15 protein-coding genes and 1 pseudogene are annotated in these 13,334 nt (G+C 31.5%); all 16 read right to left on the reverse strand.

The window, feature by feature from the left end; all coding sequences use genetic code 11:
* Positions 1–303: pseudogene (locus ABNK64_RS00920) on the reverse strand (SPL family radical SAM protein); the annotation flags it as partial.
* Positions 304–326: 23 nt separating this feature from the next.
* Entirely contained in the window at positions 327–983 is a 657-nt protein-coding gene (locus ABNK64_RS00925; protein WP_291256195.1) for a suppressor of fused domain protein, read from the reverse strand.
* Positions 973–1,809 (reverse strand): 5'-methylthioadenosine/S-adenosylhomocysteine nucleosidase family protein, encoded by an 837-nt coding sequence (locus ABNK64_RS00930; protein ID WP_349763180.1) that lies wholly within the window; start codon positions 1,807–1,809, stop codon positions 973–975. The genes ABNK64_RS00925 and ABNK64_RS00930 overlap by 11 nt, the downstream gene beginning before the upstream one ends.
* Before the next feature lie 150 nt (positions 1,810–1,959).
* Positions 1,960–2,625 (reverse strand): 3-oxoacid CoA-transferase subunit B, encoded by a 666-nt coding sequence (locus ABNK64_RS00935; protein ID WP_291256197.1) that lies wholly within the window; start codon positions 2,623–2,625, stop codon positions 1,960–1,962.
* 13 nt (positions 2,626–2,638) lie between these two features.
* Positions 2,639–3,286 (reverse strand): acetate CoA-transferase subunit alpha, encoded by a 648-nt coding sequence (gene atoD / locus ABNK64_RS00940; protein WP_349763181.1) that lies wholly within the window; start codon positions 3,284–3,286, stop codon positions 2,639–2,641.
* A gap of 26 nt (positions 3,287–3,312) precedes the next feature.
* Positions 3,313–3,969 carry an N-glycosylase/DNA lyase gene (locus tag ABNK64_RS00945; RefSeq protein ID WP_349763182.1) on the reverse strand — a complete coding sequence of 219 codons (657 nt, stop codon included), beginning with the start codon at positions 3,967–3,969 and terminating at the stop codon, positions 3,313–3,315.
* A 21-nt stretch (positions 3,970–3,990) separates the two neighbouring features.
* Positions 3,991–5,373, reverse strand: a complete 1,383-nt coding sequence (locus ABNK64_RS00950; protein ID WP_349763183.1) for a short-chain fatty acid transporter — start codon at positions 5,371–5,373, stop codon at positions 3,991–3,993.
* A 110-nt stretch (positions 5,374–5,483) separates the two neighbouring features.
* Positions 5,484–6,866 (reverse strand): sensor histidine kinase, encoded by a 1,383-nt coding sequence (locus ABNK64_RS00955; RefSeq protein WP_349763184.1) that lies wholly within the window; start codon positions 6,864–6,866, stop codon positions 5,484–5,486.
* 3 nt (positions 6,867–6,869) lie between these two features.
* Entirely contained in the window at positions 6,870–7,529 is a 660-nt protein-coding gene (locus tag ABNK64_RS00960) for a response regulator transcription factor (protein ID WP_291256201.1), read from the reverse strand.
* Positions 7,530–7,543: 14 nt separating this feature from the next.
* Positions 7,544–8,113: a metal-sensing transcriptional repressor gene (locus tag ABNK64_RS00965; protein WP_349763185.1), complete on the reverse strand. Its 570-nt coding sequence runs from the start codon at positions 8,111–8,113 to the stop codon at positions 7,544–7,546.
* 91 nt (positions 8,114–8,204) lie between these two features.
* The gene (locus ABNK64_RS00970; protein WP_349763186.1) at positions 8,205–10,682 is read right to left on the reverse strand and encodes a heavy metal translocating P-type ATPase; all 2,478 of its coding nucleotides are present in this window, start codon (positions 10,680–10,682) and stop codon (positions 8,205–8,207) included.
* On the reverse strand, positions 10,682–10,876 hold the full coding sequence (locus ABNK64_RS00975; protein ID WP_291256538.1) for a heavy-metal-associated domain-containing protein: 195 nt from the start codon (positions 10,874–10,876) through the stop codon (positions 10,682–10,684). Before ABNK64_RS00975 ends, ABNK64_RS00970 begins: the two co-directional genes overlap by 1 nt.
* 79 nt (positions 10,877–10,955) lie before the next feature.
* Entirely contained in the window at positions 10,956–11,984 is a 1,029-nt protein-coding gene (locus ABNK64_RS00980; protein WP_349763187.1) for a threonine aldolase family protein, read from the reverse strand.
* Between the two features lie 159 nt (positions 11,985–12,143).
* Positions 12,144–12,542: a transcription antitermination factor NusB gene (gene nusB / locus ABNK64_RS00985; protein WP_349763188.1), complete on the reverse strand. Its 399-nt coding sequence runs from the start codon at positions 12,540–12,542 to the stop codon at positions 12,144–12,146.
* A gap of 12 nt (positions 12,543–12,554) precedes the next feature.
* On the reverse strand, positions 12,555–12,776 hold the full coding sequence (locus tag ABNK64_RS00990) for a DUF2273 domain-containing protein (RefSeq protein WP_291256535.1): 222 nt from the start codon (positions 12,774–12,776) through the stop codon (positions 12,555–12,557).
* An 11-nt stretch (positions 12,777–12,787) separates the two neighbouring features.
* Positions 12,788–13,309 (reverse strand): alkaline shock response membrane anchor protein AmaP, encoded by a 522-nt coding sequence (gene amaP / locus ABNK64_RS00995; protein ID WP_349763189.1) that lies wholly within the window; start codon positions 13,307–13,309, stop codon positions 12,788–12,790.
* Positions 13,310–13,334 lie beyond the last annotated feature (25 nt).

A 13,334-nucleotide genomic window follows, 5' to 3' on the forward strand; every position in this document is an offset into this window, starting at 1 on the left:
GTACTCACAATCATACACACAGTTTAAAACTGAAGATGAGTAGTAAAAATTCTCATTCCCAAAACTTTCACAAACTTTAGCTCCCTCATATATATAATTTTCTTTTTTCACTGCTAATATAAGCTTGGGAGTTGTTTTTTGTAAGGTGAAATTTTGATTATTTTTTGAAAATATCTCTTTGTAACTATCAATCTCAATCACCTTTGAATTTGGAAATCTCTTTAATATTTTTTGACTCTCTATATATTGTTTTGCTTCCTTTTCAATATATATATGAGAAAAACTTCTATTTAATAAATCCATCTACTAAAATTTCTCCTTTTATCTTAAACTATACTATCTCTAGAAAAATCTGTAACATCAGTTTTTAACTTTTTCAATAACTCAGTTACCTTCATCTTTCCACTATCTATTAGTTTTAACTCCCTATCAGTAGCTCCAACAAGCTCTACAAACTGTACCTTTCCATTGGGTGTATCAATCTCTTTAGCTTGATCTAACGTTGTTATAAACCCTGTTATTTTAGATCTCTTACTCACATCTATTCCCTCTTTTTGTCCAGTCCAAATATATTCATTAGGTTGAAATATCTCTCCACTTTCAAAAACATATTTAGCTAATTCTTGAAGAATAGAACAGATATTTTTTAGCTCTTTATCCTTTATATCTAGATCTTTTTTTCTTCTCTTTAATTGCTCACTATTCATTTTTAATTTAAAAGTCAATTCAAATCCATAACCACTGTACTCCATATCATCTGACTCTTTCTCATATAGCTCACTAAATCCAAAAGTTACAAAATGATAATATCCATCACCTCTAAAAATACTGATCCCATCTAACGGATCATCTCCACCTAGTCTTGAAGAAACCATAGCGTGAAAATGTAACTCTTCCACTTTCGGATACAGTTTTTTAAATCTTTTTGCAATAGCATCAAATCCAGCAGTATCTATTATTTCAAACTCATTATTATCTTTCATTTTTTACCCCTATCACACAATTTTTTATATCTTCTAATATTTTTTTTGTTACTTTCTTATCCTTTATCTCTATTTTATCATAATTTTTTATAAGTTTAATTAAATTTTCACCTTTTAATTTATAATATAACAATAGAGATTCCAACTCATTTACCATTGTTACACTAAATCTACCTTTTACAATGAGAGAATCTACCTCTCTTCTCTCCTCGTCTGAAAACTCTAACTCCTTTTCTAGATGAAATTCGCTCCTTCTCTCCAACCAAATTTCGATCTCCACCAAAGCTTTTTCTATTAAATTCTCCACACTTTCTGGATCAACATCACCGTCTAAGTAATCTGAAACAATTTTTATAATATTCACTTGATATGTCTCAAAAAAATATGAACTAGCTTCTACAAGTCCAGCCCCCTCCATATCAACCAAATCTCCTGTCACTACACTATCTGAATTAATAACTCTATTAAAACTCTCTAAACTTCCCTCTTTAAATCTATGATCAAATATCATATCTGGATAGTAAGCTCTTTTACTCTCTGAGTTTATAATCTTATTACATAAGACTATATCACCAACTTTATACTCTTTATTCTTAGCTCCACAAACTCCCATATTGATGAATATATCATCACTATCTATCTTCACTTTTGAAAGTATATATGTCAAAGCTATTGCACTCTTTAATATTCCTACTCCTGTGACTATCAAAGTTATCTTTTCATTTTTAAATACCTGTACCCTATTTATTGTACTATCCTTCTTTAACTTAAATTTTTTTATTAAAGGTCTAGCTTCTATCCCTAAAGCAACTGCTATATATATCATCTAATTCCACCTTTATTACTCTTAATAATTTTATATTTATAGTATACTTTGATAATTTTATACAGTCAATATTTTGTAAAATAAAAAGAGAGATCATTCTATCGTTTAATAGAACCAATCTCTCTAAATAACTATTATAATCTCATCGTACTATAAAGTTAAAATTTTAATATCATCTGGAATTATTAATTCAGCTTCTGTATTTGCTTTTACATCTTCTATTGAAGAGTAAGGGCTTACTTCAGTTAAAACTAATCCTTCTGGAGTTACTTTTATTACACATTTTTCAGTGATTATTAAGTTTACCTCTTTAGCTGCAGTTAATGGAAGATTACATTTTTTTAGTATTTTTACACTTCCCTTACTTGTATGCTCCATAGCTACTATTACCTCTTTTGCTCCAACAACTAGGTCCATAGCTCCTCCCATTCCAGGAACTATTTTTCCAGGTACCATCCAGTTAGCTAGGTTTCCTTCCTCATCTACTTGAAGTGCTCCTAAAACAGTAGCGTCAACGTGTCCACCTCTGATTATTCCAAAAGAAGTACAAGAGTCAAAGAATTGTGCTCCAGGAAGAACTGTTACAAATCCTCCACCAGCATTTATCATATCTTTATCCTCTTTTCCAGGTTCTGGAGCTGGTCCTACACCTATTATTCCATTCTCTGATTGGAATACTACATCCATATCCTCTGGAACATAGTTAGCTACTAATGTAGGTAATCCTATTCCTAAGTTTACTACATATCCATCTCTTAATTCTTGTGCTACTCTTTTTGCTATATACTCTCTTACTTGTTTTTTATCTAATTCCATTTTTCTAAGCCTCCTATTTTACTATATAGTCTACAAATATTCTTGATGTCATTACGTGATCTGGGTCTATCTCTCCTACTTTTACAAGTTTCTCTGCAAAAACTATAACAGTATCTGCTGCAGTTGCCATCATTGGGTTAAAGTTCTTTGTAGTTTTAGCATAGATAACGTTTCCTAACTCATCTACTATTGAACCATTTATTAATGCAACGTCTGCTTTTATAGGCTTTTCTAATAAATATTTTTTTCCATCTACTTCAATTACTTGTTTTCCCTCTTCAACTATTGTTCCTACACCAGTTGGAGTAAGTATTCCACCTAATCCATTTCCTGCTGCTCTGATTCTTTCAGCAAGAGTTCCTTGAGGACAAAGCTCTACTTCCATCTCTCCAGTATTCATTCTTCTTCCTGTTTCTGGGTTTGTTCCTATGTGAGTAGCAATAACTTTTTTAACTTGGTTATTACATACTAATCTTCCTATCCCTCTGTCAGGAAATCCAGTATCGTTACCTATTACAGTTAAATCTTTTACACCTTTTTCAATTAGTGCATCAATTATCTTTTCTGGTGTTCCTACTCCTAAAAATCCACCAATAAAGACAGTCATTCCATCTTTTACATGTGATACTGCTTCTTCCATTGTCACTACTTTGTTTCTCATCTTTACCTCCTAGCTTATTAAAAAAACTACTTGAAGATTTCCCCCGCTTCTAAATACCACAACAGTAAATCTAAGCTATCCATTGAAATATTTACAAACTTGCAATAATCTTTCATTTTTCTCTCTATCTCTAAATATAACTTTGGAGTTATACTTTTAGGAACTTCATCAATCACTTCTAGTCTTACTAGATTTTTTAATATGTGTCTATCCAGAATAGCTATCTCTTTTCCAAAACCTACATTTCTTAAAAAATGACTAGCTTCTTTATAAGCCATCCCCTTGACATTTTTTACTATCCACTCTCTAGCCTTACTTATCTCTTCAAAACTTGAGAAGAAATCTTTTGTTATGATCTCCCCAGTAGAGTCTGTCATCTTCTCTCTAAGTTCAACTAGATATTTTGATTTATTATTTTTAAATCTTACTATGTTGAGATACTCCACAATCTCTTCAGCACTACCATTAAAAAGAAGTCCATTATCTCTCAATGTGGTAATAGCTTGCCAAGCATTAACAGCCTTAGATTGAGGTGTTAGTATACAAAAAGACATCTCTACATGAATATCTCTATTGTTTCCATTATCCCATACACTCTTAAACTCTTTTAATCTTTTTTCTATATCTTCTTTTATCTCTAAATATTTTTTTTCTACTTCATAAAAATATTCGTTCTTTTTCATTTTACTCCTCTATATTTTTACTTAGAATAAGAGGAATCCAGCTGATATAATAACTCCTGAACATAGTAATACTATTAAACAGTATCCCATTATATCCTTTGCTCCCAATCCTGCTATTCCCAATGCTGGTAAAGCCCAGAATGGTTGAATCATATTTGTCCAAGCATCTCCCCAAGCTATTGCCATAGCTGATTTAGCAGTTGAAACTCCTATCTCTAATCCTGCTGGCATAACAATTGGAGCTTGTACTGCCCATTGTCCTCCACCAGAAGGTACGAAGAAGTTTACTATTCCTGCACTTAAGAAAGAGAATAGTGGGAATGTTTTTGGTGTTGATATATTTACGAAGAAATTTGACATTATTACTGCTAATGATAATCCCTCGGCATTAGCTCCTGTCATTATTCCCATAATTCCTGCATAAAATGGAAACTGTAATAAGATTCCTGAAGCACCTTTTGTAGCTTCTAAGAAAGCATCTAAAAATCTTCTAGGTGTTCCATGTAATAAGATTCCTGTAAATAAGAATATAAAGTTTACTAAGTTTAGATTTAAGTTAAATCCTTTTGTCATAAAATATTGTAATATATATGCCCATCCCATTATTCCTAATAGAATTGACACTACTTTACTATTCTCTATTCTTTCAGCTGGAGTCATTTCCTCCTTGCTCTTTGTAATCATCTCTTCTTTTTCTTCTAATAATTTAGGATCAACAGCTACAACCTCATTTTCACTTGGATACATAGCTCTATTGATAAGAGGTAATGCAATTAGTAAAGCTCCCATTATGAATAGGTTCATTGGTGAAAATATAGTTTCACTTGTTGGTATGTTAGCTATCATTGCTCCAGCTGTTTGCTTTTTCAAAGCCTCTACACTGTCACTAGCCACTTGTAATGGAATTGATCCTGATAATCCTCCATGCCACACTAAGAACCCTGTGTAAGCTGAAGCTATTAAAAGTCTATAATCTATTCCTTTAATTTTTTTAGCAATCTCTCTTGCAAAAATTGCTCCAATAACTAATCCAAATCCCCAGTTTAAAAGACATGCTACTGTTGAAACTAAAGTTACAACAACTATTGCTTGTCTTGGTGTTTTTAACTTTGATGCAAGGCTAGCTAAAAAACTTTTAAATATCTTTGAACTTGCCATTGTGTGCCCTGTTACTAGGACTAATGCCATCTGCATTGAAAAAGATAACAGTGACCAAAATCCATTACTCCAATGCCCTATTATTCTCATTGGTGACTGCTTTGTTAAAACCATAGCACCTATAAACACTATGAAAGTTAACATTGCACAAAAGATATATGGATCTGGTAAGTATTTTTGCATAACAGATACACATAATGAAGTAAAACGTTTAAATAATCCTTGACTATTTTTAGTAGTAGTCATCTTCTCATCTCCCTTTTTCAATCTTGTCACACTTTGAGTATACTACCATATCTAACACTTGTCAAGCATCATCAACGTATTTCATACTTTTAGAACACTTTTTTTACTTTTTAGATTAGATTTAGTTCAAACCAAAAATTAACCCAGTTATTTTCAGAGATATAAACTCCATAACTGTTTTTATGATTATCTAGGATTCCTGCCACTATTGCTAAACCTAAACCATGTCCATCTTTACCTATTGCACTATCTAGCCTTACAAAAGGATTCCAAATAGTTTCTAAATCTTTTTCTTCTAGATGATCACTTCTATTTTTTACAATCACTCTACATTTATCCTCTTTTTCTAATACTTCTATCTCTATATCCTCATTATCTGTACTATATTTCATAGCATTACTTATTAAATTTTCCAACACTCTATCAATATATTTTTCATCACAGATCACTTTGATATCCTTACTTCCAACATATCTTATATGTTTAGTTTTAGAGGAATACTTATCTATAAAATCTTTTATATTCTCATAGAGGTTTACCTCTTCCATCTGCATCTTAAAATATCCAGCCTCTATTTGTGAAATAAGTAGTAACTCTCTCACTAAACTATCCATCTTATAACTCTCTTCTATTATGACATCACAATAAAAATTCTTATCCTCTTCAGTTGCAACATTCTCACTCAACCCTTGAGCATAACCTTGTATAATAGCTATTGGAGTTTTTAATTCGTGACTTACACAAGCTACAAACTCCTTTCTAAGTTTATCTATTTTTTTCTCTTTCTCTATATCTTCCATCAACTTCAAATTAGCTTTATTGATCTCATCAATATTCTTTTTCAAAGTCTCTCCCATCAAGTTAATTGTTTCTCCCAATTCACCTATCTCATCTTTTCTAACATCTTCAAATTTTCTAGAGAAATCCAATTTAGATATTTTTTTAGTTATCTCTTTCAATTCTAAAATTGGTGCCACCATAGCCTTAGAAAATATAAAAGCCATTGATGAACCTATAATAAAAGAGAGAATTATTATTTGTAAATGGTACTGTACTGAAACCTCTAACCCCTCTTGAATCAAACTTAATGGAGTTATAATCTCCAAGTACCTATCACTTTTATATTCCATAAATAAAACTAAAACTTTCCCTCTATAGTCATCATAGTTTATTATCTTAAAAATAGGTACCCCATTGCTGAGGTATCTTTTTATCTCCTGTATCTCCTTTTGAGTAAGTAGTTTTCGATAAAAATATCTTTCTATTTGATCTGTTTTTTTTATTGTTATCTCTGCATTATTTTGAACCTCTAGATTTCTAAAATCTATTACATAGTTGGGATCACTTATCAGTCTTCCAACTTGCACTAACCTATCTTTTTTGGTAGTTAAATAAAACTTCTCTAAGTATATGTTATTTGTTATAGCAAAACCACCTATAATCATCATAACCATACTCCACATTAGAAAAAATATTTTCCATCTTATTTTCATATTCTATCCCTCAAATTTATATCCGAAACCTCTTACAGTTTGAATATAGTCATCTCCTATTTTTTTTCTAAGTCTTTTTATGTGAGTATCAACAGTTCTTGAATCTCCAAAATAGTCCCAACCCCAAACTGAGTTAAGTATCTTCTCTCTAGATAGTGCTATCCCTTTATTCTCTATGAAAAAATATAGTAGATCATACTCTTTTGGAGTCAATTCTAAGATCTCATCTTTCAATCTTACCTCTCTTTTTACACCATCTATCATCAGATCTCTAAATGACATAGGAGCATTATCTACAATCTTTCCATCTCTTCTCAAAAGAGCTTTTACCTTTGCCACTAATAATTTTGGATTAAATGGTTTTGTCATATACTCATCTGTTTCCAATTCAAAACCAAATAACTGATCTCCCTCGTCAGCTCTAGCTGTCAACATAATAATTGGAATCTGTGATTCCTCTCTTATCTTTCTACACACACTCCAACCATCAATCTTTGGCATCATTATATCCAAAATAACAATATCATAGACATTTGAGAAAAATTTTTCTATTCCCTCTTCTCCATCTCCTGCCTCATCTACTATATATCCCTCTCTCACCAAATAGTCCTTTATTAACTTCCTTATCTTCCATTCGTCATCTATTACAAGAATTTTTTTCACTGTAACCTCCTATTTTATTTTACCATTTTATTTATTGTGTAGAGAAAATCATCAATAGTTTTCTCCTCTAATCCTGCTTTTATATCTCTCACCAAGCAATTTTTCACATGCCCCTCTAGGATAACTCTAGCCATACTATCCAATTCCCCTTTTATAATAGAGATATCTCTTAAAATACTACTGCAACACTCATCTTTCTCTATTGATTTTCTCATCATCTCTATTTGTTGCTCAATCTTCCTAATTATATTATTATTACTCTCATTTATTTTTTTTCCTTTTTTTTCTATCAATGTATTCAATGTCAGTATAAGTTCTGATGTAGCCTCCCCCTCTAGTCCAGCTTTTATATCATGTACCACACAATTTTTTAGATGTGCTTCCAACACAACTTTTGCCACTCCATTGAGAGCTGATTTTACAGAAGAAACTTGATTTAATATCTCATCACACTTCACATGGTTTAATATCATCTTCTCTATTCCTCTCAACTGTCCTGCAATTCTATTTATCCTTGAAATCAACTTTTTTCTAAAGTCATCTGTATTAGATAAACAAAGTACTCCATTTGTATTATCTCCCATTTTATCACCTGCCACTTAATATATCTTCTCTCTTATATTGTACTCTAAAAAAAAAGAAGAAACAAATTTTTTTTGTTTCTTCCTCTCATAATTAGATTTTTGCTTTGAATTTTCTTAGCCTTAAAGCATTGGTTACTACTGATACTGAACTCATTGCCATAGCTCCACCAGCTATCATAGGATTTAGCAGGTAGCCAGTCAATGGATATAGTATACCTGCTGCCACTGGTATACCTATTGTATTATAGATAAAAGCCCAAAATAGGTTCTCTTTTATATTTTTTATAACTGCATGACTTAAATCCATAGCTGTTATAACATCTTTTAGATTTCTTTTCATCAAAACAATATCAGCACTTTCCATAGCAATATCTGTTCCACCACCTATTGCTATTCCTATATCTGCCTGTACAAGAGCTGGAGAGTCATTTATTCCATCTCCTACCATAGCTACATTCTTGCCTTCCTCTTGTAGCTCCTTTACTTTTAGATATTTCTCTTCAGGAGTTACCTCTGCAAAAATTATGTCTATTCCAACTTGCTTTCCTATTGCTTGTGCTGTAATTTTATTGTCACCAGTTATCATTCCCACTTGGTAACCTCTATTTTGTAACTCTTTTATAGTCAAAATAGCCTCTGGTTTCAGAGTATCTGCCACTCCAATCACAGCAGTAAAAATCTCATTTATTGCAAGATACATTGGCGTCTTACCTTGAAGAGCCAACTCATCTAATATCTCATTCTTATCAATTTTGATATCAAACTCTTCCATCAATTTTCTATTTCCAATATAGATTCTATCCTCTCCAGCAGTTCCCATTACACCTTTTCCTACTATTGCTCTAAAATCTTTTAACTTAGGAAATATCAACTCTCTCTCTCTACCAGCTTCTACAATAGCCTCTCCTAATGGGTGTTCTGAATGCTCTTCCAAAGCTCCAGCCAATCCTAAGATCTCATTTTCACTCATACCATTAAATATTAAAATATCAGTTACTTTTGGTTTTCCCTCAGTTATAGTTCCCGTCTTATCAAAAACTATAGTATTAACCTTGTGTGCTTTCTCTAAAGCCTCTCCAGATTTTATTAGAACACCTAACTCTGCTCCTCTACCAGTCCCTACCATTATAGCTGTTGGAGTAGCTAATCCCAACGAACATGGACAAGCTATTACCATCACAGCAACAAATATTGTAAGTGCAAAAATAGAAGGAGCTTCATGTATCTTAACAATTCCTCTACTTCCCAATATATACCAAACTACACCTGAAGTAAGGGCTATCAACATAACAATCGGAACAAAATAACTTGAAACTTTATCAGCTATCTTAGCGATTGGTGCTTTACTTCCTTGAGCATTTTCTACAAGTTTAATTATTTTAGAGATTACTGTTCCCTTACCTGTTGCCTCAACTCTTACTTGCAAACTTCCATTCTTATTTATACTTGCACCAAACACCTTATCTCCTATATTTTTATCTACAGGAATACTCTCTCCAGTCAGCATAGATTCATCTACACTACTCTGTCCTTCCACAACTACTCCATCTACAGGAATACTCTCTCCAGGTTTTACTAATACCAATTCTCCTATCTCTACCTCTTCAATATCCACCTGAATAAATTTTCCATCTCTTATTAGAGTTGCCTTTTTACTCTTTAAACTCATCAATTTTTTTATAGCTTCTGATGTTTTTCCCTTACTTATTCCTTCTAAATATTTGCCTAAAAGAATAAGAGCTAAGATAACAACTCCAGATTCGTAATAAAGAGCATGTGCATAGTGTACATCTCCTTGAGCTATCTTATAAGTTCCATACAAGCTATATATGATAGCTGACCCTGTACCTGTTGCTATTAAAGAATCCATACTTGGACTTCTCATTATCAACTGTTTTATCCCTACTCTGTAAAATCTTCTTCCTATATAGATAACAGGTATTGATAAAAATAACTGTATCAGTGCAAAATTAAGTGGATTTACATCTGGTGAAATTATACTTGGTACTGGTAATCCAACCATTGTTCCCATTGAGATATAAAAAACAAGAGCTGAAAAGAAAATAGCCAATTTAAACTCTAAAAACTCTCTTTTAAAATGCTGTTGCATCTCAATCTCTTTAGTATCTTCCTCCAACTCTTCATATTTTTTAGCATCATATCCCAATTTTTTTATAACTTCTAATATCTCAGAAAGTTTTATCTTATCAGAGTCATATACAACTCTTCCACGACTATTTGCCAAATTTACTACTACTGAGTCTACACCCTCCTGTTTGGCAACTTTTTTCTCTATTTTATTCACACAAACTTGGCAAGTTATCCCTGAAATCTCTAACTCTACCTCTTTGAGATCTTTCAATTCCTCTATCTCATAACCAAGTTTTTTTACTACCTCTACTATCTTATCATCAGACAGTACACTTTCATCATAGTTTACTCCCAATTTTCCATTGGATAAATTTACTACTGCTTCACTCATTCCATCTAATTTAGAAAGTTTTTTCTCTATTTTATTTACACAAACTTGGCAGGTTACCCCACCAAGTTGATAATCTTTTTTAGTCATTAAATTACCTCATATCCAGCGTCATCTAATGCTTCTACTATCTTATTAAAATCATAGTCTTCTGCTATCTCAACAGTTGCCTCTCCTATTTTTACTTCTAAAACTTCTACTCCTTCTAATGCCTCTAAAGCTGTCTTAACACTATTTACACAGTGCATACATCCCATACCATCTATTTTTACTACTTTTTTCATAATCTTTACCTCCACATTAAAATATAGGGGTACCCCCCTATATTTATAATATAATTTTTTATCAAAAAAGTCAACTTTTTTATAAAGTTTTTAAATCTTTTATAAGTTCTTTTACATCTTCCTCTCTAGTTGCCCAAGAAGTTACAAATCTAATTGCTGAATTATCTTCATCTACTTTTTCCCAAAACTCATATCTATATTTTTCTCCCAATTTTTCAATTTTTTCATTTGGAAAGATGAAAAACTGTTGATTTGTATATGAATCTGTTTTTAGTTTATACCCTGCTTCTAAAACACCTTTTTTCAAAAGAGTAGCCATCTCATTAGAGTGTTTTCCAACTTGATAGTATCTATCCCCCTTAAATAATTCTGCAAACTGTATTCCTAACAATCTTCCCTTTGCTAAAGTTGCTCCTCTCTGTTTTGTACTACAGAAAAATCCTCTTTCCAACTCTTTGTTAGTTATTACTAGAGCTTCTCCAAATAAAAGTCCACACTTTGTTCCCCCTATATAAAATGCATCACAATATTTTGGATAATCTGTCAACTCTATATCATTCTTTTCTGAGGCTAGTGCTGAAGCTAATCTAGCTCCATCAAGATAGAGATACATTCCAACCTCTTTACAGTAGTTAGAGATACTTACTAACTCATCTTTTGTGTATAATGTACCTAATTCTGTTGGATTAGAAATATATACCATTCTAGGTTTTACCATATGAAAATCATCTTTATATAGCTCATAACACTCTCTTATCATATCTACATTTATTTTTCCCTCACCATCATTTGGTAATTCAAGAACCTTATGTCCAGTTGCCTCAATAGCTCCAGCCTCATGTATACTAATATGACCTGTATCTGATGCTATTACAGCCTCGTATGGTCTTAAAATATGAGATATTGTTAAAAGATTAGTCTGTGTTCCTCCAACTAATAAACGAACATAACAATCTTCACAACCTATACTTCTCTTTATCGCCTCTATTCCCAACTCTGTATACTCATCTTCCCCATATCCCACTGTCTGTTCTAGATTTGTTTTTAATAGAGCCTCCATAATATAAGGTAATGCTCCCTCGCTATAATCATTTTTAAAGCTTATCATTCTTATCCTCCTCACCATAGATATTTTATATGTTTAACATTAAAGGAGAAAGCTTTACCTAAGTTTACCAGTGTTTACACAATGATTATTACAGTAAAATTTTCTCCTTTTTTCACTAAAAAATAGCTATCCCTTAAAAGACAGTAACTATTCCCTATTCTATTTGTTTATTATTTTTGCTAAAACACCGTTTACAAATTCAAAAGTCTTTTCATCTCCATACATTTTAGCAAGCTCAACTACTTCATTTACAACTATCTCATGTGGAGTAGTTTCACATAAAAGCTCATATACAGAGCATTTTAATAAAGCCTTCTCTACATTTCCTATTCTTTCAAAACTCCATCCTGTGATGTTATTATTGATAGTTTCTATTATTTTATCATTGTTCTCTGTAATTCCAGTCATATATTTTTTGATAAAAGCTATCTCATTTTCATTTGTTAAAACTTCATCTCTTTTTAAATAATTTTCTAGAACCTCTTTTGTGCTCTCCTCTTTTAATTCGCTTTCAAAAACTAATTTGAATAACTCTTCTCTTGCTACTCTTCTACTCATTGATTTCCTTTCTTAATCCTCATTTAATTTTTCAGATAATATATTTTTAATTTTTTTAAATTTTTTTACTATTTTAGGACTTCCCAATAGATAACCAAGTATAGTCACCAATAGGATAAAAACTGTTTTAACCACACCTACTGTTACCAATAAAAGTGCTATTATAAATCCATATAAAGCATACAGATATCTTTTTCTATTGTAGATTAAATTTCCTATAATTTCTTCTAACATCTGTATCACCTCTACTCTTCAGAACCACTACTATCTTTTACTGATAATTTAGAGATTTTTACCTCAATAGTTCCAACTTCCAATCCCATCTTATCAGCTAACTTGCTTTTTATCTCATTCTGTATTGATGATGATTTACCTGAGATATTTCCATTTGATAGCATATCTAATCTAACTTTTATGTTAAATTTTCTACTCTTTTTAGAAGTTTCCACTCTTATATTAGAAATCTCTTTATCCTTAGATAATATCTCTCTTATAAAACTTGTAACAGAGCCTGATGATATATATACAACTCCATCCTCTGTTTTTATCTCATAATCTTTACTTCTCTCAAACAAAGATAAGAATTTTAAGATAGATATTACAAAGTACAGAGCTGAGATTATAAATACAATTATATCATAGCTTAAAGTTCCAATATAAGTATTGAACTGTACTAAGTATGTAGGAACAACAACATAGACAATTCCAGTTATTGACATCAGAAAAATTCCTAGCCATGCAAAAAAGAATATTATTTTTTTTATCATAATTACCACCTATAATAAAAGATTA

Origin of the sequence: Fusobacterium sp. SYSU M8D902 (genome assembly GCF_040199715.1) — a bacterium.
In the GTDB taxonomy this organism is placed as follows: domain Bacteria; phylum Fusobacteriota; class Fusobacteriia; order Fusobacteriales; family Fusobacteriaceae; genus Fusobacterium_A.